Here is a 24,552-nt window from a genome sequence, read left to right as displayed (position 1 = left end):
TTTTCCTCCTAAACGGCTACCGGTGCTTTAATAGCAGGGTGCGGATGATAGTTTTGAATCACAATATCCTCAACATCAAGTTCAAACAGTGACTTGTCCGATTGAATACTGATGGACGGCAGCTCCCTGAAATCCCTTGACAGCTGCAGCTTCACCTGATCAATATGATTGGAATAAATATGTGCATCACCGATCGTATGGACAAACTCACCCGGCTCAAGACCACATTCTCTTGCAATCAAATGTGTTAAAAGCGCATAACTGGCAATATTAAATGGAATGCCAAGGAACAAATCACCACTGCGCTGATACAATTGACAGGAAAGTTTACCGTCAGCAACATAAAACTGAAAAAGTGTATGACACGGTGGCAGAGCCATAACAGGTATGTCTTCAGGATTCCAGGCACTGACAATGTGTCTTCTTGAGTCCGGGTTATGTTTGATCGAATGAATAACATCCTTTAGCTGATCAATCGTTTCCCCTCTTGATGTTTTCCAATTCCTCCACTGCTCACCATAAACTGACCCGAGGGAACCGTACTTTGCAGCGAATTCATCATCATTTAAAATCCGCTCCCTGAAATCATTTATTTCCTTTTCATAAAGCAGGTTAAATTTCTCATCCTGCTGACTCCTAAGTCCAAAATCCTTCATATCCGGACCCTTATATTCAGCTGATTCAACCCACTTTTTAAACGCCCATTCATCCCAGATGTGATTGTTATGCTCAAGAAGATAACGAATATTCGTGTCTCCCCTGATAAACCAGATCAGCTCACTCACGATCAGTTTAAACGGAACACGTTTTGTTGTCATAAGAGGAAAACTTTCATGAAGATTAAATCTCATCTGGTGACCAAAGGAACTGATGGTCCCGGTGCCCGTCCGGTCTTCTTTCGTCACACCGTTATTTAGAACATGTGATAATAAATCGTGATAAACCTTCATGAACCTACTTCCTTTCGTATCGAATAATATGTACGAGTTTATCTTAACAGAATGATCCCCATTCCTCCAGAAACAGAAAAACCACCGAATTGCATCAGTGGTTTTTCATGATCTGGTATGTAAAAACCGGGCTGGTCTCACCCTCCGCTTTCCGCGGCCGCGCGGTGAGCCAGCTAGTGCTTCGCACTACGCTGTCTCACCTGTCGCTTCACTGCCGCAGGAGTCTACGGGTGAGACCAGCCCTCTTGATAAAATATTCCATTTTCTTGAGGTTGTTGATGAAACCAGCACACCAAGGTTCCTGCAAATGAATTATTTAATATTTAATGTAAATTCGAACTTGTAGAACCGAATTTTGCAGGGGTGTCTTTTCCCCAGTATACGTCAGCAATTTCATGATGCGTTTCAAAGCCGTCTTCTGCTGTATGGTAATGGAAATTAAATGTGTAGCCTTCCAGCGGCGGGCGGTCTTTTCTTACGTGAAAGCACAGGACATCATCATTTGTTTTCGCATCAATAATATGAAAAATCCTTTCCCCCTCACCTTTACCGATTGCAGGTGAAATCATCAGTTCAGAGTATTCATCATCCGAATATGTATAAATTAATTCCGTAATCATTTCTTCCATTTTCGGCAATACTTCAGACTGAATGTCAGACTCGATTCTCGGCATAATCCGTTCGCCGAGTTTAGCCGTTGTGATTTCTCTTGCCTGGGAGATCAAAAGTTCTGCAGAAGTCTCTTTATCGAGTAGAGGAAGGTCACTGCCAGTCTGTTTGTCATTCTCAGAAATAGATGTGCCCTGCTGAGAATCACCTGTTTCATTAGCAAATAGATCCTGTGGTGAAACCATTCCGAATGTGATGATCGAGATAAAAACGACAAATGATTTTTTTAACCAGTTTGGCATAAACCGCAAATCCCTTCTTGTATGATTAAGGTATGTTCTATTATACTAGAATACGAACAGATTTGCTTTTGGTTTCATAAAATTGCAACTATTTATCTAAAGTCCGTTCACCGGGAGGGATTCAAATGGAAGATACGTTAATCAGCATTGGGTTTTTGATGCTACTAGGTTATATGGTATACCTTCAGTTTGCAGAGTAAGAAAAAAACCGGGCGAACCGGTTTTTTTGTTTTTATTATTAAGAACCGTGACGGGGACATCCTGCGCTTTCCGTGGCCGGGCGGTGAACCCACCTGCGCTTCGCCCAGCTGGTTTCACCTGACCTTTCCGCCACAGGAGTCTCCGGATGTCCCCGTCACTTAAAAAGAATCACCTTCAAGAAAATCATTACATTTAAGTATAGATAGAATTCTTAAAGCTTAAGAACAAAACCACTCAATTTATTGAGTTACCCTTCATTTGATCATACAAATGACATGATAACCTTATGTCATATTACGATCGACCCGGATCACTCCATAGTGCTGTTTGGTGGAGGGTCTTTTTAGTTGGGTGAATCCATAGAGATGAAATCTTTCTGATCTGAAGTGATCTTTCAGGACGATGCATTTTCTTGCGACTCTTTCCGCCTCTCTGATAGCTTCGCCAAGCCTATCATCATGCTCATCAGCAAGGTGTCTTAATCGTGAAATCCCTTCTGATTGCACCTCTTCTGTAAACATCGGATCAAAATAGATGATATCAAACTCATTGTCCATGCAGCTCTTCAGGAAGTCAGCATAATGAGTGTTAATGATTTCTACATTATCCATTGCTTTTTTCAAATCTGAATCTTCTGTTTCCCATTGCTTCAGTCCATCGGAGATGATAAATGCTGTAATCGGATTAATTTCTAGTGCTGTTACTTTGTTTTCGGTCAAACAGGCGGCTGTGATCGCATCTGAACATAGACCGGCTGTACAATCCAAAAATGCATCACCTTTTTTTAGTCCGCATGCTTCTATTAGCGGGTCGGGCATTCCTTTTCTCATCCGTTTGATCCGGAAAGCGCTGGAATTAGGGTGGAAAAAGAATGGGGAGGAAGAGTCTGCTGAATAATATTCATATCTGCCCGTTCCGGCTACCAGAACAGGTTCTTTATACAGTTCAATCAGTTGTTTAACAGAGCGTTTCTTCCGCTGAATAATGGATCCTCCTAAAGCCGACCGAGCTCTCTCGGCATTTTCAAAGCACTTTTTTTCTGGACGTCCTGACGTTGTAATAATCAACTTTTGCACCTTCTCTCATATAAAAAAGCGCCATATTGGCGCTTTTAGCAATGCAGATCCATTGCACCTTTAATATTTTCAACGATCTCTTCCACGCTGTGATCCTCGATCTCTTCACGTGGAATAAAATGAGCGACCCTGCCTTCCTTTAATAACACAATAGAAGGCGATGACGGCTCATAATCAGGGAAATGGTTACGCATTTTTGCAGTCGCTTCTCTGTCCTGACCGGCAAAAACCGTCACCAGGTGATCCGGCTCTTTATCATGTGTGATTAGTGCCTGGGTAACAGCAGGTCTTGCCAGGCCAGCTGCACATCCGCAGACAGAATTGATCACAACTAGTGTCGTACCTTCTGCTTCTTCTAAAAATGATTCAACTTCCTCTTCCGTTCGAAGCTCCTGAAACCCTGCCTGCGTCAGTTCTTCTCTCATCGGTTTTACGAGCTGCTTCATATATTCTTCGTATGCCATTGACATTAGGATTCCTCCATTCCTGCTTTTCTTGCTTCCGTCATTTGTTTCCAAACCGATCCTTTTGCTTCTTCTCCGCCTTCGATCCGTTCAATTGCCATCAATACCTGGAGCTTCACTTCAAATTCCGGGTCTTCCTGTGCAGCTTTCAAAGCATCCAGTGCTTTTTCAGTTCCTGCTTCATACAAAAACATAGCGGCTCTCCATCTCACCAGCTTATTTTTATCCGTAAGAGCCTTGGCCATTTCATCCTCTGCTTCAGGAAAACCGAGATCTGATAAGCAGTCTCCCGCCGTTCTTCTGACTGAAGCGTTTTTATCATTCAGCCCTTTGTATAAATATGGAAGTACAGATAGATCCTCGATCATACCGAGGTAAACGACAGCCAGTCTTCGAACTGACACTTTTTCATCTTCCAGAGCAACATTCAGCATGTCAAAGTCACTTGTATCCGGCTCAGGAATCTGCTCGAGCAGCTGGTAACGTTCCTGCCAGCTGTCTGCATTCTTTAGCTCTTCGGCACTGACTTTTCTGAGTTCTCTTTTAGGTGCTTCTGTACCAGCTTCTCTGGATGCTTCCACGATTGCCTGAACTCTGCTGGCCGGGTAGGATGCAAGTATTTCCTCAGTTACTTCTGCTGCAATTTTATCCAGATCTCCGTATCTGACACCGAAATCTTTCCATTTTCTCTGCAGGACAACATTGTCGCCTTCTAATTGTGCTTCACCCATTGCCTGTGCGAAATAATCCGGAAGTCCGTAACGTTTTTCAGTTTCCCCATTCAGCAGTTTCACCTGTAAAGGAATCCCTTTGAATTGCAAAACCTGAACATTCACCTCACCGTAATGTTCATCCGGCTTATGGTCGGATTTTTCCGCTTCTGTTTCCTCTCCAAACACTTCTCGGACTGCCGGGAGGATCTGTTGCCAGTCTGCTTTCGGATGACGTTCTACAGCAAGGAAATCAGCAACATGATAGATTCCCTTTACTCCGTCAATTTCAAGGAGAGACTTAATTTTCAATGGCGCATCTGCTGCGTCCTCTTTTTTGTAGTTGTTACTTTTCCCGCCCTGCAGCGCTTCATCGACGATGACCTTCATCGTATTCGGGCTTGGTGTTGGTTCGATAGATAATATTTTCAAGTGTTCACCCTCCGATCAAACATTGTATCTGCATTGTAACATAGTCCGTTAAAGGCATGAATTAATCGGCCTGTTCAGCAATCTCAGATAAATAACTCCAGCGCTCGATCAGTTGTTCAAGCTCATCATTCGTTTTTTCAAGCTCTGACATGATTTCATCCGCTCTTGTAAAGTCGCTGCCTGTTTGATTCAGCTCTTGTTCAAGCGATTCTATTTTCGCCTCTGCCGCTGCGATTTTATCATCAATTTCTTCCCATTCTTTTTTTTCATGGAAAGAGAGCCGCTTTTTTTCTCTCTGCTTAGGTTTTTCTTTTTTTGTTTCCTTAACCGTCTGCTCCGTTTTTTCGTCTGACTTTGCAGCTAAATAATCACTGTAGCGATCAAAAACAACCTCAGCTTCCTGATCGTAATCAAGAATGATCAGCTTTTCTGCTGATTTATCGAGGAAATAGCGATCGTGGGAAACCGTAATGACGACTCCTTCAAATGAATCAATAAAGTTTTCAAGTACCGTCAGTGTCTGGGTATCTAGATCATTGGTCGGTTCATCCAAAAGAAGAACGTTCGGCTGCTGCATGAGAAGGCGCAATAAATAGAGGCGTTTCTTTTCTCCACCTGACAATTTATAAATCGGTGTACCGTGAGCAGAAGGCGGGAACAGGAACTGTTCAAGCATTTGTGAAACAGACACTTTTCCTTCCCTGGTCACAGCCTCTTCTGCTTCTTCGCGCAAATACTCAATCATGCGGAGTTGTTCATTCATCCCTTTGATTTCCTGAGAAAAATAGGCGAATTTTACAGTCTGTCCTATGATGACCGATCCTGAATCAGGCTCCATTCTCCCGCTGATCAGATCCATAAGCGTTGATTTCCCGCTTCCGTTTGGACCTGCAATACCAATGCGGTCACCAGGAAGGAGCATAAAATCAAAGCCGGTAATAATTCTTTTTCCATTAAACGCTTTTGAAACATTTTTTAGTTCCACCACCTGTTTTCCTAATCGGCTTCCGACTGTACTGATAGTCAGATCCTCCTGATTGACAGGACCTGTTTTTTTGTCGAGCTCTTCAAAACGTTTAATCCTGGCTTTTTGTTTAGTCGTTCTGGCTTTTGCCCCTTTTCTCATCCAGGCAAGCTCAGAGCGGTATAACCTATTGTGCTTATGCTGTTCCACCTGTTCCTGTTCTTCTCTTAATGCTTTCGCTTCAATAAATGATTCATAATTACCTTTATATTGATAGGCCTTACCATTTTCGAGTTCAACCATGACAGTCGATACTTCATCAAGAAAGTAACGGTCATGGGAGACAACCATTAACGCGCCTTTATATTTTTTCAAATAACCGGCCAGCCAGTCGATGGCTTGATAGTCGAGATGGTTCGTCGGCTCATCCAGCAAAAGTAAATCAGGTGTTTCAAGCATTACCTGGGCAAGTGCAACCCTTTTTTTCTGCCCACCCGATAATTCGTTTATTTGACGATTGGTATCATTGATCCCGAGTTTGGAGAGGATTGTCTTTGCCTGTGAAGTTGCGTCCCAGGCCTTTTCCTCTTCCATCTTCTGCTGAATGGACATAAATTGCTCTTGAATTTCCGCGGATTCAGGATTCTTTTCATAAGCCGCAAGAGCCGTTTCAAACTGATTCATCAATTGAACAACTTTTGCATCCGTTTTAAAAACGGTTTCCATAATGGATAGTCCCCCATCAAGGTCCGGATCCTGATCCAATAATCTCACTGTAAAATCCTTTGGCTGATCAACGGTACCTGAATCAGGCAGCTCCCTGCCGGAAATCAGGGACAGAAGGGTCGACTTCCCTGTTCCATTAACCCCAATCAGCCCAATCTTCTCACCCTCAGTGATGGTTAAATTAAGGTCATTAAACAGGGTTTTATCTCCGTAGGTTTTTGTTAAGTCGATTAATCTGCACTGCTTCATTTCTTACCATTCCATTCTTTGATAAATTGCCCGATGAACTGCTCCATAAAACGGTGACGTTCATGGGCAATTTTAATCGCTGTTTTTGTATTCATTCTATCTCTAAGAGTTAAAAGTTTATCATAGAAATGCTGAATCACCGTATCTTCAGGTTGGTGTTCTGAATAAAACGCATTTCTTTTGACAGCTCCATATGTAAAGGCACGCGCAATCCCGACCGCTCCGATTGCATCAAGCCGGTCAGCATCCTGAACAATTCTTCCTTCAACGGTTTCAGGTGTCTTCGCTTTAGAAAATCCTATTGCACCGGACTCACTTAAAAGTAATTGCGTTTCAGATTCATTAAACCCTGCCTTTCTAATGATATTCATCAGAAATTCATCAGCTGCTTGTTGATCATTATGTAGTTTGGCATCTCCTGCGTCATGGAGATACACGAGTAGTCTGATTAAAGATTCGTTACCTTCGTTTTCAATTCCGGCAATTTTCAATGCCAGTCTTTCCACTCTCACTATATGGTCCCAGCCGTGCCCGGTATGATCTTCATCATAAAAGGTTTTGACAGATTGATAAATGGAGGATAGACGGTCATCACTTATCATTTTCATCTTCTGTTTCATCCAGTAAATCAATGGTTTTAATCACAAAATAAACCATGTCTTCTATGTCTCTAAGCATATCTTCCGTAATCGTGCGGTCAAATTTCACTACTGCTTCACAGTAAGGACTGTTTTTAGTCGAGGTTACTGTTCTTAACTCATAACATCTTTCCCTGCCCCACTGAGTAGACAATATTTCTTTTTCAGCCTCTGTCCAGCCCTCTCCATCTTTTCTGAAAATAATGGACACAAGAGCGCCTGCTTTCTGATCCACCAATTGATCAGGAAGCAGTTCTGCTGCCAGCTTTTTCAGATCTGCATACAATTTCATATCCGCTTCATATGTATGAGGGACACTTGAAAAAGTGATCGTAAACTCCCGGCACAGTGTAGCGATATCAATTGTGTCACTGCGGTGACTGATTTTTACCGTTTCATCCAGGTCACGGTCATATACCGTTCCTTCCAGAACCGTTTTCAGATTGTCAAATGCTGTAGGATCAAACACCTTCATCGCCCCTATCTTTTTTGTTATCATATCATACCGGGAGAAGTTGAATCGAACCTCTCTATGTTCATCACACATAAAAAAGGCTGGATCAAAACCCTCAATACGGATTTATCCAGCCTGACATCATCTAAAGCTGCACCAATTTCATATAACGAAATCAGAATAAACCAATTGCTTTCCCATCATTCGTGACGTCCATATTTTGAGCAGCCGGCTTTTTCGGAAGTCCCGGCATAGTCATCACGTCACCGGTTAACGCAACGATAAAACCTGCTCCGAGCTTTGGAATTAACTCACGGATCGTGATCGTAAATTGTTCAGGGCGTCCGAGAAGCTTCGGATCATCTGATAATGAATATTGTGTCTTTGCCATACATACAGGTAATTTACCCCAACCGTACTTTTCAAAATCAGCCATCTGATTTTCAGCTTTTTTTGAAAATACAACGGCATCCGCTCCATAAACTTTCCCGGCGATGGCATTAATTTTTTCATGGATAGATTGGTCAAGTTCGTACAGATAAGAGAAATCCGCTGGTCCATCAAGCAGCTCCAAAACCTGACGGGCAAGGTCAACGCCTCCATCTCCGCCTTTTTCCCACACCTCTGTCAGTGCATAATGTACACCATTGCTTTGACAGAACTTCTCAAGCACTGCAAGTTCTGATGAGTGGTCCGTATGGAAGCGGTTAATGGCGACCACAGCAGGAAGTCCGAACGATCGGATCGTTTCAAGATGTTTTTCCAGATTGGCCAATCCTTTTTGTAACGCCTGAATATTTTCTTCTTTCAGCTCATTTTTTTCCTGGCCCCCGTGCATTTTCAGTGCCCTTACTGTTGCAACGATTACAACCGCATCCGGATGTTTTCCTGTTGCTCTCGTCTTAATATTCAGGAACTTTTCCGCTCCAAGGTCAGCGCCAAATCCTGATTCAGTCACAACGTAATCAGCCAGCTTTAACGCTGTTTTTGTGGCTAACACAGAGTTACATCCATGCGCAATGTTCGCAAATGGACCGCCGTGAATTAAAGCAGGGGTGTGCTCAAGTGTCTGGACCAGATTCGGCTTTAAAGCATCCTTTAACAGCAGTGCCAGCGCACCTTCCGCCTGAAGATCACCGACTGTTACAGGTTCTTTTTGATATGTGTAAGCCACAACCATATTGGCTAATCTTCGTTTAAGATCCTCAATGCTCACTGATAGACAAAGAACGGCCATAATTTCAGAAGCAACCGTAATATCAAAACCGTCTTCTCTTGGAACTCCTTTAGCTGGTCCTCCAAGTCCCACGATTACCTGACGCAGAGCGCGATCATTCATATCCAGTACACGTTTCCAGATAATCCGTCTCGGATCAATCTGTTTTTCATTCCCCTGATGAATATGATTATCGATAAAAGCAGAAAGAGCATTATTCGCTGTCGTGATCGCATGAATATCTCCGGTAAAATGAAGGTTAATATCCTCCATCGGCAATACTTGTGCATAACCCCCGCCGGTTGCGCCGCCTTTAACTCCCATAACAGGTCCAAGTGAAGGCTCTCTTAAAACAACCATTGAGTTTTTCCCTGTTTTTCTTAAGGCATCAGCAAGTCCTACCGTAACAGTTGACTTACCTTCCCCGGCAGGAGTCGGATTAATCGACGTTACGAGGATCAGCTTTCCATCCCTTGCAGTCTGAAGGCGGTTAATCGCTTCAAAACTGATCTTCGCTTTATATTTTCCATACAGTTCAAGGTCTTCTTCTGACAACCCTGCTCCTGCAGCAATTTCTGTGATCGGTGACATTTCAGCAGACTGGGCAATCTCAATATCAGTCGGAACGGTTTTTTCAGTAGTCATGACAGTCCTCCAGCGTATGTATTTTCCTCTATCATATCATAATTTTTTCAGCTGCAAACCAGTGCTATGTTTTGCTCTCCAACCAATTTACCGCATAAAAAAACCGCTTACAGCGGAATTTTAATTTCATTTTAAAAACCGTACCGGGGAAATTCCCCGGTACTTTTATATGTTTGATATCGCAACGAAAGAATCAAAACTTATACAATAAAATAATGAAGGCAAACTGCTTTTCAAAACATTGATCACTTTTTACTTATAACCTTTAATCCTCCTGCTCTTCTTTTTCCTGCAGCTGTCTTAATTCATTGACAAGCTCAGGGTTGTTTTCGAAGAGCTGGACGAGATCACCGATCCGGTCAATGGAATTCCAGCTTAAGTGGTGCTCGATTCCTTCAACATCATTATAAATGTTTTCTTCTTTCACACCGATGATAGACAGGAATTGTTCAAGAAGCTCGTGCCGGAACACGAGTCTTTTCCCGATTTTATTTCCTTTTTTCGTTAATACCAGTCCCCGGTATTTTTCATAGATTAAGTATTCATCTTTATCAAGCTTCTGAACCATCTTTGTAACGGAAGACGGATGGACAGAAAGTGCTTCTGCAATATCTGATACCCTTGCATATCCTTTGTTGTCAATCAGGATATAGATTTGTTCTATATAATCCTCCATGCTGGGTGTTGGCATGTGGGGACCCCTCCTCGTAAAAAACCATTATTTCGTTTCCTGTAAAGTTTACTATAACGGTGTCTCTGAAACAACAAGTTATCCATTGTGGGTTAGTCAGAACCATTGTTTGGGGAAAGTTTTTCATTATTAGACTCCGTTTAATTATTTTTTGAAAATTCCCTCATATCATTGACGGACTTTTTGTTCATGTGTATAGTTAATTTATCATCTTGACCGATCCAGATGAAAATCCATGTTTAAGCACAATTGTGCTTGTCATAACGGGAGGCTGTCAACATGCATAATGGTAAGGTAAAATGGTTCAACAATGAAAAAGGCTATGGGTTTTTGGAGGTAGAAGGTGGCGATGATGTTTTTGTACATTTTACCGCCGTGCAGGGTGATGGTTATAAGTCGCTTGAGGAAGGCCAGGAAGTGACCTTTGATATTGTAGAAGGAAACCGTGGACCTCAGGCTGCCAATGTTATTAAAAAATAAGTTAAAGACCGCTCACATTGTGAACGGTCTTTTTTCAGCTCAATTGCCTGCCGCATTCCTGGAGTCTTTTTCCAACTGAGCATTCTGATATACAGAATTTATGTGCCTTTGATTTTCCACGTTCGTATCTCAGCTGTTTTTTCACAGGGCAATCCTGACAGTAGGTCTGAAGCAGTTCGTCCACCTCATTGATAATCAGCTGTTTTTCCACATTATTCAACTCCTGATTAATCGTTACGCTGCTTTTTGCTTTTAATTTTCTCATCCTGCAGAGCCTGATTTGACAGCTTATCCGCTTTTTTATTTCCTTTCCTGCTTATGTGCTTGTAAGCTGCTTTATAACCCCGGTCATTCAGTAGCGATTCGATTTTTTCTATCCAGTATACCAGATTCTGATCGTAACATGGCCATTCCCCGCTCATTTGATTAATCACTACGAGTGAGTCACCTGATACTTCAAGAAGCTGTTGATTTCCTTCACTGAGCTCAATTGCGTGTTTCAGCGCGTAATAGAGTGAAGCGTATTCTGCTTCATTATTGGATGCTAAACCGCTGATTACTTTATTTTCTCTTTCAGTATATGTTTCCTTGCCCTTCTCATATTCAATGATCCAGCCAAGTCCTGATTCCCTGGAATGCTTATTATAACTGGCATCAAATAACACACTGATATTTTTTACCTGACCTTCTGTTTTATGCATAAGCTTTTTAAATTCTTTCACGGTCCATTGCTGACCGAGATCATCTTCAATGATAATACTGTCAAATCGTCCGGTTTTCTCAAAATCCTGAATATAGTCCAGAGCCAGTGATTCATCAAGAAATGATGTGGTGATCTCAATTTTTTGGTGCTTTGGATGTTTATAACTCGCCATAAATCTAACGTTCAACCGCTTCACTCCATTCTTAGATATCCTCATTATTATTCTCCATTGTATAACAGATCGACTGTTGGTACACTCAGGATTAAGGGGGGATCACATGATTGAATTATATATAGATGGAGCAAGTGCCGGAAATCCGGGCCTAAGCGGTGCGGGTGTTTTTATTAAAAATGGAAAAGACTCCAGACAGCTGTCTGTGCCACTCCCAATCATGGAGAACCATGAAGCGGAATTCAATGCACTTATTATCGGACTGGAAAAATGTCTTCCCTATAAAGATCATATCATTTCCTGCAGAACTGATTCTCAAATCGTTTTTCATGCGGTTGAAAACAGGAGAGTGAAAAACAGCACTTATGCCGCCTATTTAACGAATGCACTTGAAATGATTGATCAGTTCCCACTATTTTTCATAAAATGGATTCCAAGTAAAGAAAATTCAGTTGCTGACCGTCTGGCCAGGCAGGCGATCAGATCACAGCAGGCTTAATTGAAGCCTTACCTTATCTTGGATGGTTATATACAAAAACGTTTTGCAGGTAAAATGTAAGGGACCCCAACTAAAATAAATGGAGTCCCTTTTTTCAGGCTTATTTCACCTGAACTTATAAGATCATACCTTTCGCTTTAAGGTGGTTGATCATGTCTTTTCTTGAAGGCTGATTTAATTTGACCAGCTCCTCCAGTACAGACATATAAAAGCTGGAATCGAACCGTTTCTGAATTTTCAACGTTGCTTCAATCGCTGTTTTGACGATTTGATCGCTGGCGCCTGTGTATTTCCTGCCAAAATAAATAAATCCGATCGCTTCGTCATCAAGCTTAAATCCTCTTGAATCCAGATCTGCCATAAAATCATCCAGCGTTTTCATCATAGACCGGCATTCTCCAAAAATCTCTTAACTGTTTTTAATCCGTATTCGTCTGACACCTGGATTGCCCTGTCTGATACACCATTCCAGTCTTTAGCAAATGGCTTTTCCAGTGGTACCTCACAATGAATTTCAGCAAGCTGCCGGGACAAATGTAGCATTTTTTCATCTTCACTGATTTTCTTTTTCTGGCCCGGGGTCAGCTTTTCTTTATTTTGCAAAAGGTTATCGATTGATCCAAACTCTTTGATGAGCTTATAAGCTGTTTTTTCTCCAATGCCTTTAACTCCGGGATAACCGTCACTTGGATCTCCCATCAAACCTTTTACGTCAATAAACTGCTCCGGCGTGATTTCGTATTCCTCAATAAAACGACCCAGCGTATAACGGTTATAATTCCCATAACCTTTTTGGACCAGCCAGATTTCAATGTTTGGCTCAAGTAGCTGTAACAGGTCCTTATCACCGCTTACTACACTGATGCGTGCATGCTTTGCTTCTTTTTTTGCGATGGTCCCGATACAATCGTCTGCTTCGTAACCGTGAACACCAATATTATGAAATGAAAATTTCTCTGCAACTTCCTTTACAAGATCAAACTGAGGAATCAGTTCTTCCGGTGGAGCGTTGCGGTTTGCCTTATAATCTGCAAAAGTTTCATTCCGGAAGGTTTCTTTACCCATGTCCCAGCACACAGCTACGTGTGTTGGTTTAATTAGATCAATGGCAGTCAGCGAGTGTCTAAGAAACCCTTGAACACCATTGGTCGGGGTTCCATTATCGTTTCGCATGAACTGATTCGTAATGGCTGTTGCAAAAAAAGACCGGAACAACAGAGCCATGCCGTCAATTAATAAAATGTGTTTCATACTGTCATGCTCCTTTACGAATTCGAGAGATGAGTGGAATCTCCAATTTCAATTTCATTTTCATCATACGACACCCAGTCACTGTAACTGCCCGGATATAGCCTTACGTTCGTAAAGCCTGCCTGTTTCAGCGCGATGATATTTGGACAAGCAGTGACACCACTGCCGCAGTAAACAACGATCGGCTGGTCCTTCTCCCATTCAGAAAATCGTTTCGCCTGCTCTTCATCTGTTAAAAAAGAGCCGTCTTTTAGACTGTCCGTCCATTCTCTGTTAACAGCTCCTGGAATGTGCCCTGGCACACGGTCAATCGGTTCATGATCACCGATGTAGCGGTCATACGATCTTGAATCCACTAATAGTCCGGTACGTTTACCCCTGCTGATCTCCCTGACTTCCTCCATATGTGCGACTGAATTTTTCTTCTCATCCAGCTTAAAGGAGCCTTTTAACTGATCTGACACTTCTGACGTAACCGGGAAACCACGGCTTATCCAACCTTCATATCCTTCATTCAAAATATATATTTTTTCATGTCCAAAATAATGAAACAGCCACCAGCATCGTGAAGCAAATGCGCCATCACCTCCGTCATAAATAATGACGGTGGAATCATTGGAGATGCCTGCAGCCTCAACTTTCGATTTGAATGCCTCCGGGTGTGGCAGAGGGTGCCTCCCCCCGTGCACTTGTGCCCGATCTGATAAATCCTCGTTCAGGTGAAAGTAAGTGGCTCCAGGTATATGGGAATCTGAATATTGCTCATATCCGGCATCAGAATTCTGAAGAGAAAAACGGCAGTCGATGATTCTTATATCAGATTGGTCCAAATGATCAATTAACCATTGGGAAGATACTGTCACTTTCATATTAAATCCCTTCTTCCATACGTTTTTTTATATCCGGTCTGGGCTGCCAGCAGTTGAATTTATAGTCAGGTTTTGTTTCAAATCCAAGCCTTTTGCAGCGGTAAAGCATCTTTCTTTTCTTAATTCTCACAGCCTGAAAATGTATACATGTTGCACAGGCATGGTAATCCTTATTCAAGCTGGTCACCTTCAGTGGTTAACAATCGATACACCCTTTTCAGCTCTGCAGTCATCTCAGTTGAATCCAGCGTGGATATTTCAGCTGTAATCTGTTCAGTCATCTCTTCTTTCCACTGTGTAAAATAGGCTTTTCCTTTCAACTGGATCTCTGTCTGCACCCATTCTTGAATTCTTACCTGCTCTTCAGCTATTTCCTGATCAGCCATCTGTTTGAGCCTTTCTTCAAGGGCATCTTTCATAAACTTCTTTTCATTTTTTTCGAAAAATGATCTATTGTTTTTATAATACGATTTTTCCTTTGCAAATGCAGTATGATCATATCCTGAAAGCAGCTGCGGGAACGTCAGCATATCAGAGGACGATTGGCGGATAACCGGCTTCATTCCATTTAAGAAATCTTCTCTGATCATATCCCACAATATTTCAAGATCACGCATAAGTGATTTCTCTATAAATAAGTCCATGCGGTGATTCACTACTTTTAATTCCTGCATAAAATCAAACCCAAGAACGCCAATCAGCTCATTGATGGATTTTTCAAGTGCAGGCTTTGGCTGCATCTGACTGAACCTTGATGGGTTAAATGATTCTTTAAAGAAGTCAGGATAACGATAGAATACGCGCTGCTTCACATAATAAATCAGTTCATTCAGTTCCTGATCAGCCTGATTCTTTAATGCCGCAAATGATAAATCAGACAAAGCTTTTTCAATTTTTTGGCGATGTTCCATTAATTGATTCCGGTAATGCTCTTTTTCTTCGGCACTGTTTTCCGACCGGTCAATCAACACCTTCATCCTGTGTATCGTCTGGTCAAGATAGTCATATGCGTTTTGAAGGGCAATGGCATGTAGATCTCCTTCAATAAACGAATGAAACTGCGCGTTAAATGCGTCAATTCCAGATTGCTGTCTAGTCTTTTCCTGCAACGCCTGAAGACTCGATACACCAAAAATTTTGGGCTGTCTGATACCGAATTTCATCAGCTGAGTCTGCACATATTGAATCACATCATCTTTCTCCTGATCATTTGAGGCAAGATCTACAGCATTAACAAGGAAAAACATTTTATCTAACTCAAAGCTTTCTTTTAAACGACCCATCTGTATTAAAAACTCACGGTCCGCTCTTGCAAATGCATGATTGTAGTACGTCACGAATAAAACCGCATCAGAATTTCTTATATAATCAAAGGAGACATCTGTATGTCTGGCATTCACAGAATCAGCGCCAGGTGTGTCCACAAGCGTGATCCCGGACTCTGCGAGCGGTGAATCAATATAAAGATCAATGGATTCAACAAAACAGGACTGATGTTCATTGGATACATACCCTGCAAATTCTTCAAATGAGACTTTCACTGATTTCCCAAGCTCTGATCCATATGATGAATTTCCTTTTAGAAAAGCGCGGATAAAGCTTTTTTTTGATTCAGGAAGATCTTTGCGATCACGCACAACTGCTGATAATATTTCACCTGCTGATTCAATGGATTCAATTGGACTTTCACTGACTGATCTTAGATCCTCAATCAGCTCCCGTTCTTTTTTAAAATGAATGACCGCTGTTTTATCAGGAAATTCCTCATTTGGCGGGTTGATTCTGTTAATGGAAGCAGTCGTCGGATTTGGTGAAACCGGCAGTACTTTCCTGCCCATAATGGCGTTGGCAAAAGAGGATTTCCCTGCGCTGAATGCACCAAAAAGTGAAACAGTAAATCTTTTATTTTCAAGACGTTCAGCCTGTCCCTTTAATGTTTTCGACTGATGGGTGAATCCCGATATTTCTTTTAGCAGGTCAGCTGCAGCATAGCTCTTTTTAATGATATATTCCTCATCAAGAGATTCAGAAGCCTTTTTTGTCTGTTCATCAGTATGTTGATCATGATCCAACTGCTCCTCAGTATCAGACAATAATTCCGAGATTGATGATACTGAGTAAATGTCACCATTCTCTTTCGACCAATCCTGAACAAAAACAGCCTGTAGATCATCCCCGATTGATTCAGATTGTTCTGCTCTGGTGAGCGCAGATTCAATTTTTTCGATCTGCCTGATGATATTGGCCTTCTGACGGACTCTGTTATTCCCGGCTTCCTTCTTCACGGATGATTCTTCAATATGGTCTTCAAGATCTGTTACGATCTCTGATTTCAGTTGCTCTAACTGAACCTTAACTGTTCTCCGGACAGCTGCGGCAAGGTCATCACAATAATGGAGCAGTGCATTGCCTGTATAACCTGCCCCCGGTTTCACACTGGAATGGATCAGGGAATCAAGCTCAGAAACCTCTATTCCTTCTACCTTTTGAGCCCATTCAGTTCTTGAGGCACCACCTTTTTCAATATAGCGGTAGACAAATGATTTTGCGTGCCAGATCAGCTGGTTTTCAACTGTATCATGTAAAGCCTGAACAAAAGCCTCTTTACGTCTGATTTTTTCCGTTTCAGTCTTTTTAGCAGCAAAAAAGACACCTGTTTTGAAAGAATTCTGGGTGGATTCAAGGAATTGCTCTGCTTTTAACCTGACGTCTGCCGGCATTAAGTAAGCGTCTTTTAGTAGTTTTTCCTTCTCAATATCATAGCTTTCAGACCAGCTTTTAAATGAAGAGATGGATGTTTCCTGTTCAAGCTTCTCTTCCTCTTCAAAAATGGCTGCCCGATTTTCAAGATCCTGATCCGTCACGATTTCTTCGTACGCCAATCTGATTTCTTCCATTTCATCTTCAAGGTATTCTTTATGTTCGGTTTGAAGAAGGGACAATCCACTTTCCACAGCCGAGAGCATAAGTTCATACTTCCGGCTGACGATCTGATGAAGCATCTCCTTCAATTGTTGGAGCTGATTGTGCGGATGAACGCTGTCTTTGAGCGATGTATAATAAAATGCTTCAGGTTCAGCCCCCCATTGGGTGAAGGCCTCCTGTACGGATTGCCTGTATACATCAAATGGAATTTCTTCTTCTCTGTGCTTATCGATCTGATTAATGACTGCAGAAATCTTTCTGTTATGCTGAACCATCTTTTTTATGTATTCAAAATTCATTTCTGATTGTACATGGTTATAATCCATTACGTAAAACAGTTGATCCGCGAGATGAATGGCAGACTCGGTTGACCGTTTATGGGCATCATCAACTGAATCAATCCCTGGTGTATCAAGTACCGTTATTCCTTCAGGAAGCTCTGAGGATGATCGCCATACATCAATTTTTTTAATTTTGAGCCCTTCCTTGCCGAGCGCACTGATTGATGTTTCCCCAAGTGGAGGAAGAAGATCATATTGTGTATCATCAGACAGCGTCACTCTGATATGTTTTTTATTCCCGGTATGCAGTGCAATTAAATTGGCACTTGTCGGAATCGGACTCGAAGGCAGGATACTTTCGCCCGTCAATTCATTAATCATGGCAGATTTCCCTGCAGAAAAATGACCGCAGAAGCCGATCACAAATTCTTCATTTAAAAGCTTTTTAGCAAGTAGTGTTACCTTTTTTTCTCTTTCATGATCTCCGCTGCTTTTAATGATTGACTGAAAATCAGCCAGCTTCTTCAACAGCTTCTCTTTTTCTATTCTAAACTGAGTTTTATCCATATCCCGATACAGCCCCTTATCTATTCCTTTCTCTATTGTAACGGATTCAATCATGCCGTTACACAGGATATACAAAAAAGAAACATATAAAACTATCTTATAAGCCATAAGTAATGGTATAATAGTTTCATTAAAGAACGCAGGAGGCTCTTATGACTATTACTAAAGTAATGAACGAGATGTTAGAGGGCATGGTCCATTCGATAAAAAGTGTGATTCCGGCAGAAATCAGCTGTTCTACACCTGAAATGGTTGATCAGCCATACCAGCAGGAAACTATTGGGGTTTTAATCGGTATTACCGGAGATATTAGAGGAAATATTCTTCTCGATGCTAAGGAATCCCACTTCAGCAGTCTTGGAAATACGATGTTTGGTATGCAGCTTGAAGATGAAATGCTGATATCCTTTATTGGGGAAGTTGGAAATATGATTGCAGGCGCATTTTCAACATTTGTATCCGGAACCGGCGTTGAAATGGACATCACGCCTCCATCTGTCATGTCAGGGACAACCAAGCTTTACGGTTTCAATGATGCCATTCATCTTCCTTTTTCAGCAGAAGGGATTGGAGACTTTTCCATTCTCGTGTCTGTTACACAGAGCTGAAATATTGAAAACCTGCCCGGCAACCCGATTCTCCTTTCCGGGCATTACAGAGAACCGATACTCATTATTATTCACATCATAAAAAGACCGGAACAGAAATTTGTCCCAGTCTTTTTTCATTTGTAAGTTATTAATTACCGTGTTTTTTAAAATCCGTTGATGGTCATTCCGCCGTCTACAAACAGTGTCTGACCGGTTATATAGCTACCGGCATCTGATAACAGTAATAGAGCAGGGCCGATCAGTTCTTCCACCTTACCTACTCTCTTTAACGGGGTTACAGATAGGATGTCATTTAAATAATTTTCATCCGCCAGTAATTCTTTAGTTAACGGTGTTTCAAAATACCACGGACCAATCGCATTGACACGAATATTATGACTGCCCCATTCAAAAGCCAACACCTTCGTCATCTGAATAATTGCAGCTTTTGACGCAGCATAAACGACCCCCGTTCGGAGTGCAGTCTGTCCGGCCACAGAAGACACGGACAGAATACTCCCACCTGATTCCTGGGTTTTCATAATATCACCAACGGCCTGTGACATTATAAATGCCGATTTCAGGTTGGTGTCCATAATTTTAGACCATTCTTCCTCTGTCACATCAGAGGCTTTAGAGCGGATATTCATACCGGCATTATTGATTAATAAATCAATACGTCCGAATTCTTCAGCTGTTCGTCTGATCGCATCTTTAATCAGTCTGCTTTCCGTCAGATCCAGCTGAAGTATACTCGCACTGCCTCCCCGTTCTTCGATTTCATGCTTCGCATTTTGGAGGTCCTCCATTGTACGTGCGCAAAGAATTACATGTGCGCCTGCCTCAGCGATTCCAAGGGATAACGCTCTGCCGATGCCTCTGCCGGCACCTGTGACAATTGCCACTTTCCCGTCCAGTCTGAATGAAGGAAGATTCAATAACCTCACACCCTTATTAATTCGTCAACTCATAAAGTGAACGATATTTTTGCTGTAAATAATCAACCAGGTACTCGGAGTTTAACCCTTCACCTGTTGAATCATGCAGTATTTCAAGCGGCTTCTTCGTTTTTCCGAAACGATGAACGTTTGCTGTCATCCAGTTTTTAATAGGTGTAATGTCGCCTTTTGCGATTAACTGGTCGTAATCAGGAAGGTCTTTCAGCATAGCCTGTTTAAACTGGGCAGCATACATATAACCAAGCGCATACGATGGGAAGTATCCAAATGCACCGCCCGACCAGTGAACGTCCTGAAGAAGTCCCTCTGCATCCGTCGATGGTGTAACACCAAGATATTCCTCGTACTTCTCATTCCAGATCCGTGGCAGGTCACTTACATTAAATTCATTATTGAAAAGCCCTTTTTCAATTTCATAACGAACAATAATATGAAGGACATAAGTAAGTTCATCTGCCTCAACACGAATTAATGAAGGCTTTGACTCATTGACAGCAGAAATAAAACCATCTACAGAAACCTGGTCGAACTGGCCTGGACTGAATTTCTTAAGCTCTGGCAGATGTCTCTTCCAGAATTCAGGATGTCTTCCTACGAAATTCTCAAAAAACAGTGACTGTGACTCATGAATTCCCATCGATGTTCCACCACTTAAAGGAGTTCCGTTCAATTCCGGATCAATGTTCTGCTCATATAGCGCATGTCCACATTCGTGAATTGTTCCAAAAATCGCACCTCGAAAATCCTTTTCATCATAGCGAGTTGTAATCCTTACATCCCCTGTATTTAATCCGGTTGCAAAAGGATGAACTGTCTCATCCAGTCTGCCGGCTTCAAAATCATAACCAAGCTCCCTCAGGACATAAAGACTGAATTCTTTTTGGGCTTCTTTTGGAAAATGAGAATAAATAAATGCAGTGTCAGGCTTTACATCGGATTCCTGAATTCCTTTAACAAGTGGAACTATGGCGTCTCTTACCTCAGTGAAAACCCGGTCAAGAATTTCAACGGTGATGCCCGGCTCGTACATATCAAGTAATGTATTATACGGGTTACCTTCAAAACCCCAATAATTGATAAATTTTTTGTTCATTTCAACGATTTCTTCAAGGTATGGCTGAAACATTGAGAAGTCTGATTTGGCTCTCGCTTCCTCCCACACATTTTCAGACTTTGATTTTAAAATAACGTATTTTCGATATTCTTCCTCAGGAATCTTATTATTGCGGTCATAATTCTTTTTACATTCTTCGAGAATTTTAAGAGTCAGATCATCCAGCTCATCTTTTTGATCTGATAATTTTTCTATGTATCCTGCCATTTCACTTGACGTAGACATATTGAAAATATCACCTGACAGAGCACCGATAACTTCAGAGCGCTGATCTATTGCCTTTTTCGGCGCGCCTGTTCTGAGGTCCCAATAAATTAAGCCAAGTGCTTCTTCATATGCTGACATTTTCTTAACATGATTAAGAAAATCGTGTTTAACAGTTTCTAACGACATCCTTTTTCCCCCTTTTATCTAATCTGTAATATCTTATCATACTTTTCTGAAAATGTCCGTCAGGTATTTCGGTTATAAAAGTATATTTGATAAATAAAAAAAGATTCAGTCATAAAGACTAAATCTTTTTAATCGTTTTTCAATTTTAAAACCGTGCCGGGTCATTCCTTCGCTTCCACGGCCACGCGGTGAGCCAGCTGTCGCTCCTCTGCCGTAGGAGTCTTCGGAATGACCCGGCACTTATTGTGTAGAGAATATAAAATTATGTTTTCAAACACAATAGATAGAGTTAGAGAATACAACTCGTATTATTTTTTAATTTCAGGTTTTACCGGGAGTACTTTGATCATTTGATCGAGCCATTTTTCTTCTTCAGGCTTCATAAAGATCGAGATATGTCCGTGATCGGATGAAGAGCGGATTAAACGGCCGACGCCCTGTTGTAACCTCAATAGCATGTATGGTAAATCCACTTCCATTTCCGGATCTTTGGCGTGTTTTCTTTTCGCTTCGAATACGGGATCATCCGGAGGGAATGGAAGTGCATCGATCATAACTTCACCGAGACTTCCTCCCGGAACGTCGAGTCCCTCCCATAAATTAATGGAAGCGAGAACGGATGAGGTTTCTTTTTGGAATTTCTCAACGAGCGTGCTGATTTCTTCGTCGCCTTCGTAAAAAACAGGTCTGCTTGCTGATACGGCTTCGCCAGTTGTGAATCTGAAAAATTCTTTACTATCCTGAGAATTAAATAATGCGAGAACGCCATGATCCGTGTCGTTGATGATCGCTTCCTGCAATTGCATGCGATCCATTTCATCAGTGATATGAATCGTAATCTTCATCACTTCATCGTAATCATATGGTGACGCGACGGTAAATGAATCGTACTCATCAATTCCAAGACTTGTGGCAAGATAATTAAAGTTCTCATCAACTGATAAGGTGGCAGAGGAGAAAATAAAAGGAACTTCTTTTGAAAAGACTTCCTCACGTAAAATTTCTTCAACCATTCTCGGCATAATCACAAGCCGTTCATCATCGAAATTCTCTTCAAGCCAGATGATCGCGTTATCGTCTTCAGTGAGCAGTTTGAGTGAAAACAATACCTGCTCGAGATATTCTTCAGCGATCTTGAGATCATACTCATCTATTACATACATTTCAGATTCAAAAACGAGCTCTTCAAGCAGCCTGTCGATGGTGCTTTTGAGTTTTTTCGTCTGGGCAATCAGTTCTTCTGAGCGTGTAATTCTCATTCTTTCTGAAGAATGATCGGCATTTCGGCTGATCATGGCAAACCAGTCATCATGTATTTCTACAATGTTATCGATCAGCAGCAGTGTTTTTTCTCTAATATCGTTACCTGACAATTTTTCAAGCACTTTCTCCATTGACTGGAGAGAAGTCTTGTACGTGAGAGCTTTCTGAGCAGCATATTCGAGTAAGTGTCCCTCATCAAAAACAACGGAGCTTGCTTCAGGTAAAAGCGGAAGCTGTCCCTCTCTTTTTCTGGCATCTTTTGTCCAGATATGCTCCATGTAAAAGTCATGTGAACAGATGATCAGATCTCTCGCTTTACGATAATGTTCTCTGTTAAGCGTCTGACCGCAGCGGTGTCTCAGATCACATGACAAACAATCCTGAAGAGAGTCATAGTTAACCTGCTGCCACTGTTCATCATCGAGATACGGATATTCTTTCCGGTCACCGTAAGGATAAAAAGAAGACATGGAGCCGGCACCGTACACGAACTCTGGCAGCTGCTGATATACCTGCTCAAGCTCTTCATCTTCAGAACGGTTATCTGCATCATCCAGCTTCTTAAGGCATAAATACTGTTCTCTTGACTTCGCCAGGCGGACGTCAATAGCCAGATCCAGCATGTCCTCAAGCTTTTTTATATCCCCCGTTGGTTTTACAAGCTGTTCAATCAGCGTTTCATCGGCACAGGCAATAATGGCCGGTTTACCTGTATATCTTGCATAGCAGATTGCATACAGCAGGTAGGCAAGTGTTTTTCCGGTTCCCACTCCTGCCTCGGCAAACATGACGGATTTCTTTTTATACGCCTGCTCGAGCTGAAAGGCCATAAAAATCTGTTCGTCTCTCAGTTCAAGTCCTTTTTCTGGTAAAATATCGTAAAATACATCCCCGATCCAGTCTCCAAGCGCCTCATAAAAAGATTGATCACCTGTCAATGGAAATGGCAGTGAATTTGATTGCATCTAATCAGTCCTTTTTTTGATTTTCTGTACGTTTAGGACGTATGCCAAAATACTGATAGTAATCTGTCCGGATAAATCCGTTAAACAGTTTACGTTTTTTTGTTGCTTTTTTTCCATAGAGATCTTCGAATTCCGGGTGGGAAGTAATGATGTATTTTGACCAGGTCGGGTATTGTTCGAATACTTTCCCCATATCCATATACATCCGCTCTACTTCTTCCTCTTCCCCGATTCTTTCACCATATGGAGGATTTCCAACAATAACACCGTAATCAGCTGAGGCTGTAAAATCTTTAACCTGCATCTGCTTAAACTGAATTAAATCACCAAGTCCCGCTTCAATCGCGTTTTCCTTAGCAATTTCGATTATTTTATGATCAACGTCAGTCCCAGTGATATCGAGCGGCTGATCATAATTAGCCGCTTTTTCAGCGTCTTCCCTGACTGTATCCCAGATCTTTTGAGGAATGGCAGGCCATCCTTCTGAAATGAATTCCCTGTTAAAACCTGGTGCGATATTCTGTCCAATTAATGCTGCTTCAATCGCAATGGTTCCTGAACCGCAAAAAGGATCATGAAATGGTCGGTCCGGTCTCCAGTTTGTCAGTTGGATCAGTGCAGCTGCCATCGTTTCTTTCATAGGGGCTTCCCCTTGGCCGGTCCTGTATCCTCTTTTGTGTAATCCGGCTCCGCTTGTGTCTACAGTCAGCGTAACCTTGTCATTGCGGATGGCCACTTCAATTTTGTAGGTCGGCCCGCTCTCATCAAGAAAGCTCATTCTTTTATAGGCAGACTTCAGCCGCTCAACAATTGCTTTTTTCACGATTGACTGACAATCCGGTACACTGTAAAGTTTGGACTTAACAGATTTACCCGAGACCGGGAACGCAGCGTCTACAGGAAGAAGCTTCTCCCATGCGATTGCCTTAGTCGATTCAAACAGCTGGTCAAATGAATAAGCATTAAATTCTCCCATCACAATCTTTACGCGATCAGCTGTTCTGAGCCACATGTTGGCTTTTGCAATCGCCCACTCGTCACCTTCAAAAAAGACCTTTCCGTTTTCCACCTGCGTTTCGTATCCGAGATCCTTCACTTCTCTGGCAACCAGCGATTCAATACCCATCGCAGCAGTGGCAATCAGTTTATAATTGGCCATATTTTCACCCTTCTCTTTGCAGATTTTTATTAAGT

At 41.9% G+C, this 24,552-nt stretch carries 23 protein-coding genes; 3 read left to right on the top strand and 20 right to left on the bottom strand.

The features are described from left to right. Positions 1–8: 8 nt before the first annotated feature. The 10 genes from E2491_RS00345 to mntR all read right to left on the bottom strand — a co-directional run bounded on the left by E2491_RS00345 (position 9) and on the right by mntR (position 10,327). Complete coding sequence (locus E2491_RS00345) at positions 9–950, bottom strand: thymidylate synthase (RefSeq protein ID WP_134371403.1); 942 nt, start codon at positions 948–950, stop codon at positions 9–11. Between the two features lie 323 nt (positions 951–1,273). Then, the gene (locus tag E2491_RS00340; RefSeq protein WP_134371402.1) at positions 1,274–1,861 is read right to left on the bottom strand and encodes a YpjP family protein; all 588 of its coding nucleotides are present in this window, start codon (positions 1,859–1,861) and stop codon (positions 1,274–1,276) included. Between the two features lie 485 nt (positions 1,862–2,346). Beyond that, positions 2,347–3,129 (bottom strand): class I SAM-dependent methyltransferase, encoded by a 783-nt coding sequence (locus E2491_RS00335; RefSeq protein ID WP_134371401.1) that lies wholly within the window; start codon positions 3,127–3,129, stop codon positions 2,347–2,349. A gap of 44 nt (positions 3,130–3,173) precedes the next feature. Next, positions 3,174–3,608, bottom strand: coding sequence for a BrxA/BrxB family bacilliredoxin (locus E2491_RS00330; protein WP_134371400.1), 435 nt, complete (start codon positions 3,606–3,608; stop codon positions 3,174–3,176). After that, complete coding sequence (locus tag E2491_RS00325; protein WP_134371399.1) at positions 3,608–4,744, bottom strand: conserved virulence factor C family protein; 1,137 nt, start codon at positions 4,742–4,744, stop codon at positions 3,608–3,610. The genes E2491_RS00330 and E2491_RS00325 overlap by 1 nt, the downstream gene beginning before the upstream one ends. Positions 4,745–4,805: 61 nt before the next feature. After that, positions 4,806–6,683, bottom strand: coding sequence for an ABC-F family ATP-binding cassette domain-containing protein (locus E2491_RS00320; protein ID WP_134371398.1), 1,878 nt, complete (start codon positions 6,681–6,683; stop codon positions 4,806–4,808). After that, positions 6,680–7,291: an HD domain-containing protein gene (locus tag E2491_RS00315; protein WP_166805744.1), complete on the bottom strand. Its 612-nt coding sequence runs from the start codon at positions 7,289–7,291 to the stop codon at positions 6,680–6,682. The genes E2491_RS00320 and E2491_RS00315 overlap by 4 nt, the downstream gene beginning before the upstream one ends. Then, a complete protein-coding gene (locus E2491_RS00310; RefSeq protein WP_134371396.1) occupies positions 7,275–7,790 on the bottom strand; it encodes a hypothetical protein in 516 nt (171 codons plus the stop codon). The genes E2491_RS00315 and E2491_RS00310 overlap by 17 nt, the downstream gene beginning before the upstream one ends. 160 nt (positions 7,791–7,950) lie before the next feature. Beyond that, positions 7,951–9,636 carry a formate--tetrahydrofolate ligase gene (locus E2491_RS00305; RefSeq protein ID WP_134371395.1) on the bottom strand — a complete coding sequence of 562 codons (1,686 nt, stop codon included), beginning with the start codon at positions 9,634–9,636 and terminating at the stop codon, positions 7,951–7,953. Positions 9,637–9,901: 265 nt separating this feature from the next. Beyond that, positions 9,902–10,327, bottom strand: a complete 426-nt coding sequence (gene mntR, locus E2491_RS00300) for a transcriptional regulator MntR (RefSeq protein WP_134371394.1) — start codon at positions 10,325–10,327, stop codon at positions 9,902–9,904. A gap of 279 nt (positions 10,328–10,606) precedes the next feature. Here mntR and cspD point away from each other — a divergent pair, with 279 nt between their 5' ends. Continuing rightward, complete coding sequence (cspD, locus tag E2491_RS00295) at positions 10,607–10,807, top strand: cold-shock protein CspD (RefSeq protein WP_134371393.1); 201 nt, start codon at positions 10,607–10,609, stop codon at positions 10,805–10,807. 34 nt (positions 10,808–10,841) lie between these two features. Here the strand turns inward: cspD and E2491_RS00290 are convergent, their stop codons facing one another. Together E2491_RS00290 and E2491_RS00285 are read right to left on the bottom strand one after the other, a co-directional pair. After that, the gene (locus E2491_RS00290) at positions 10,842–11,018 is read right to left on the bottom strand and encodes a zinc-finger domain-containing protein (protein ID WP_134371392.1); all 177 of its coding nucleotides are present in this window, start codon (positions 11,016–11,018) and stop codon (positions 10,842–10,844) included. A 16-nt stretch (positions 11,019–11,034) separates the two neighbouring features. Further along, entirely contained in the window at positions 11,035–11,697 is a 663-nt protein-coding gene (locus tag E2491_RS00285) for a reverse transcriptase-like protein (RefSeq protein WP_166805743.1), read from the bottom strand. Between the two features lie 91 nt (positions 11,698–11,788). On the opposite strand from E2491_RS00285, the gene E2491_RS00280 reads away from it, so the two are divergent. Then, positions 11,789–12,181 carry a reverse transcriptase-like protein gene (locus tag E2491_RS00280; RefSeq protein WP_134371390.1) on the top strand — a complete coding sequence of 131 codons (393 nt, stop codon included), beginning with the start codon at positions 11,789–11,791 and terminating at the stop codon, positions 12,179–12,181. 115 nt (positions 12,182–12,296) lie between these two features. Here the strand turns inward: E2491_RS00280 and E2491_RS00275 are convergent, their stop codons facing one another. From E2491_RS00275 to E2491_RS00260, 4 genes are all read right to left on the bottom strand, one after another. Then, positions 12,297–12,566 (bottom strand): DUF6123 family protein, encoded by a 270-nt coding sequence (locus E2491_RS00275; RefSeq protein ID WP_244093837.1) that lies wholly within the window; start codon positions 12,564–12,566, stop codon positions 12,297–12,299. Further along, positions 12,563–13,432, bottom strand: coding sequence for a 5'-3' exonuclease (locus E2491_RS00270; protein WP_134371389.1), 870 nt, complete (start codon positions 13,430–13,432; stop codon positions 12,563–12,565). Before E2491_RS00270 ends, E2491_RS00275 begins: the two co-directional genes overlap by 4 nt. A 14-nt stretch (positions 13,433–13,446) precedes the next feature. Then, on the bottom strand, positions 13,447–14,301 hold the full coding sequence (locus E2491_RS00265; protein ID WP_134371388.1) for a sulfurtransferase: 855 nt from the start codon (positions 14,299–14,301) through the stop codon (positions 13,447–13,449). Positions 14,302–14,471: 170 nt separating this feature from the next. Next, positions 14,472–18,074: a dynamin family protein gene (locus E2491_RS00260; protein ID WP_166805742.1), complete on the bottom strand. Its 3,603-nt coding sequence runs from the start codon at positions 18,072–18,074 to the stop codon at positions 14,472–14,474. Between the two features lie 152 nt (positions 18,075–18,226). On the opposite strand from E2491_RS00260, the gene E2491_RS00255 reads away from it, so the two are divergent. Then, positions 18,227–18,682: a chemotaxis protein CheX gene (locus tag E2491_RS00255; RefSeq protein ID WP_134371386.1), complete on the top strand. Its 456-nt coding sequence runs from the start codon at positions 18,227–18,229 to the stop codon at positions 18,680–18,682. Between the two features lie 146 nt (positions 18,683–18,828). Here E2491_RS00255 and E2491_RS00250 read toward each other — a convergent pair whose 3' ends face one another. From E2491_RS00250 to E2491_RS00235, 4 genes are all read right to left on the bottom strand, one after another. After that, the gene (locus E2491_RS00250; RefSeq protein WP_134371385.1) at positions 18,829–19,602 is read right to left on the bottom strand and encodes an SDR family NAD(P)-dependent oxidoreductase; all 774 of its coding nucleotides are present in this window, start codon (positions 19,600–19,602) and stop codon (positions 18,829–18,831) included. A gap of 16 nt (positions 19,603–19,618) precedes the next feature. After that, on the bottom strand, positions 19,619–21,130 hold the full coding sequence (locus E2491_RS00245; protein ID WP_134371384.1) for a carboxypeptidase M32: 1,512 nt from the start codon (positions 21,128–21,130) through the stop codon (positions 19,619–19,621). A 308-nt stretch (positions 21,131–21,438) separates the two neighbouring features. Then, entirely contained in the window at positions 21,439–23,358 is a 1,920-nt protein-coding gene (locus E2491_RS00240) for an ATP-dependent DNA helicase (RefSeq protein ID WP_134371383.1), read from the bottom strand. A gap of 4 nt (positions 23,359–23,362) precedes the next feature. Then, the gene (locus E2491_RS00235) at positions 23,363–24,517 is read right to left on the bottom strand and encodes a THUMP domain-containing class I SAM-dependent RNA methyltransferase (protein ID WP_134371382.1); all 1,155 of its coding nucleotides are present in this window, start codon (positions 24,515–24,517) and stop codon (positions 23,363–23,365) included. Positions 24,518–24,552: the final 35 nt, after the last annotated feature.

It is taken from the genome of Jeotgalibacillus sp. R-1-5s-1 (assembly GCF_004405105.1).
Classification (GTDB): domain Bacteria; phylum Bacillota; class Bacilli; order Bacillales; family Jeotgalibacillaceae; genus Jeotgalibacillus.
Note: the sequence above shows the minus strand (reverse complement) of the source record. Positions and strands in the feature narration are given on the sequence as shown.

Coding starts and splice junctions, on each gene's coding strand:
- E2491_RS00345 (WP_134371403.1), bottom strand. CDS start 950: ATGAAGGTTTATCACGATTTATTATCACATGTTCTAAATAACGGTGTG.
- E2491_RS00340 (WP_134371402.1), bottom strand. CDS start 1,861: ATGCCAAACTGGTTAAAAAAATCATTTGTCGTTTTTATCTCGATCATC.
- E2491_RS00330 (WP_134371400.1), bottom strand. CDS start 3,608: ATGTCAATGGCATACGAAGAATATATGAAGCAGCTCGTAAAACCGATG.
- E2491_RS00320 (WP_134371398.1), bottom strand. CDS start 6,683: ATGAAGCAGTGCAGATTAATCGACTTAACAAAAACCTACGGAGATAAA.
- E2491_RS00315 (WP_166805744.1), bottom strand. CDS start 7,291: ATGAAAATGATAAGTGATGACCGTCTATCCTCCATTTATCAATCTGTC.
- E2491_RS00305 (WP_134371395.1), bottom strand. CDS start 9,636: ATGACTACTGAAAAAACCGTTCCGACTGATATTGAGATTGCCCAGTCT.
- mntR (WP_134371394.1), bottom strand. CDS start 10,327: ATGCCAACACCCAGCATGGAGGATTATATAGAACAAATCTATATCCTG.
- cspD (WP_134371393.1), top strand. CDS start 10,607: ATGCATAATGGTAAGGTAAAATGGTTCAACAATGAAAAAGGCTATGGG.
- E2491_RS00280 (WP_134371390.1), top strand. CDS start 11,789: ATGATTGAATTATATATAGATGGAGCAAGTGCCGGAAATCCGGGCCTA.
- E2491_RS00275 (WP_244093837.1), bottom strand. CDS start 12,566: ATGATGAAAACGCTGGATGATTTTATGGCAGATCTGGATTCAAGAGGA.
- E2491_RS00270 (WP_134371389.1), bottom strand. CDS start 13,432: ATGAAACACATTTTATTAATTGACGGCATGGCTCTGTTGTTCCGGTCT.
- E2491_RS00265 (WP_134371388.1), bottom strand. CDS start 14,301: ATGAAAGTGACAGTATCTTCCCAATGGTTAATTGATCATTTGGACCAA.
- E2491_RS00260 (WP_166805742.1), bottom strand. CDS start 18,074: ATGGATAAAACTCAGTTTAGAATAGAAAAAGAGAAGCTGTTGAAGAAG.
- E2491_RS00255 (WP_134371386.1), top strand. CDS start 18,227: ATGACTATTACTAAAGTAATGAACGAGATGTTAGAGGGCATGGTCCAT.
- E2491_RS00245 (WP_134371384.1), bottom strand. CDS start 21,130: ATGTCGTTAGAAACTGTTAAACACGATTTTCTTAATCATGTTAAGAAA.
- E2491_RS00240 (WP_134371383.1), bottom strand. CDS start 23,358: ATGCAATCAAATTCACTGCCATTTCCATTGACAGGTGATCAATCTTTT.
- E2491_RS00235 (WP_134371382.1), bottom strand. CDS start 24,517: ATGGCCAATTATAAACTGATTGCCACTGCTGCGATGGGTATTGAATCG.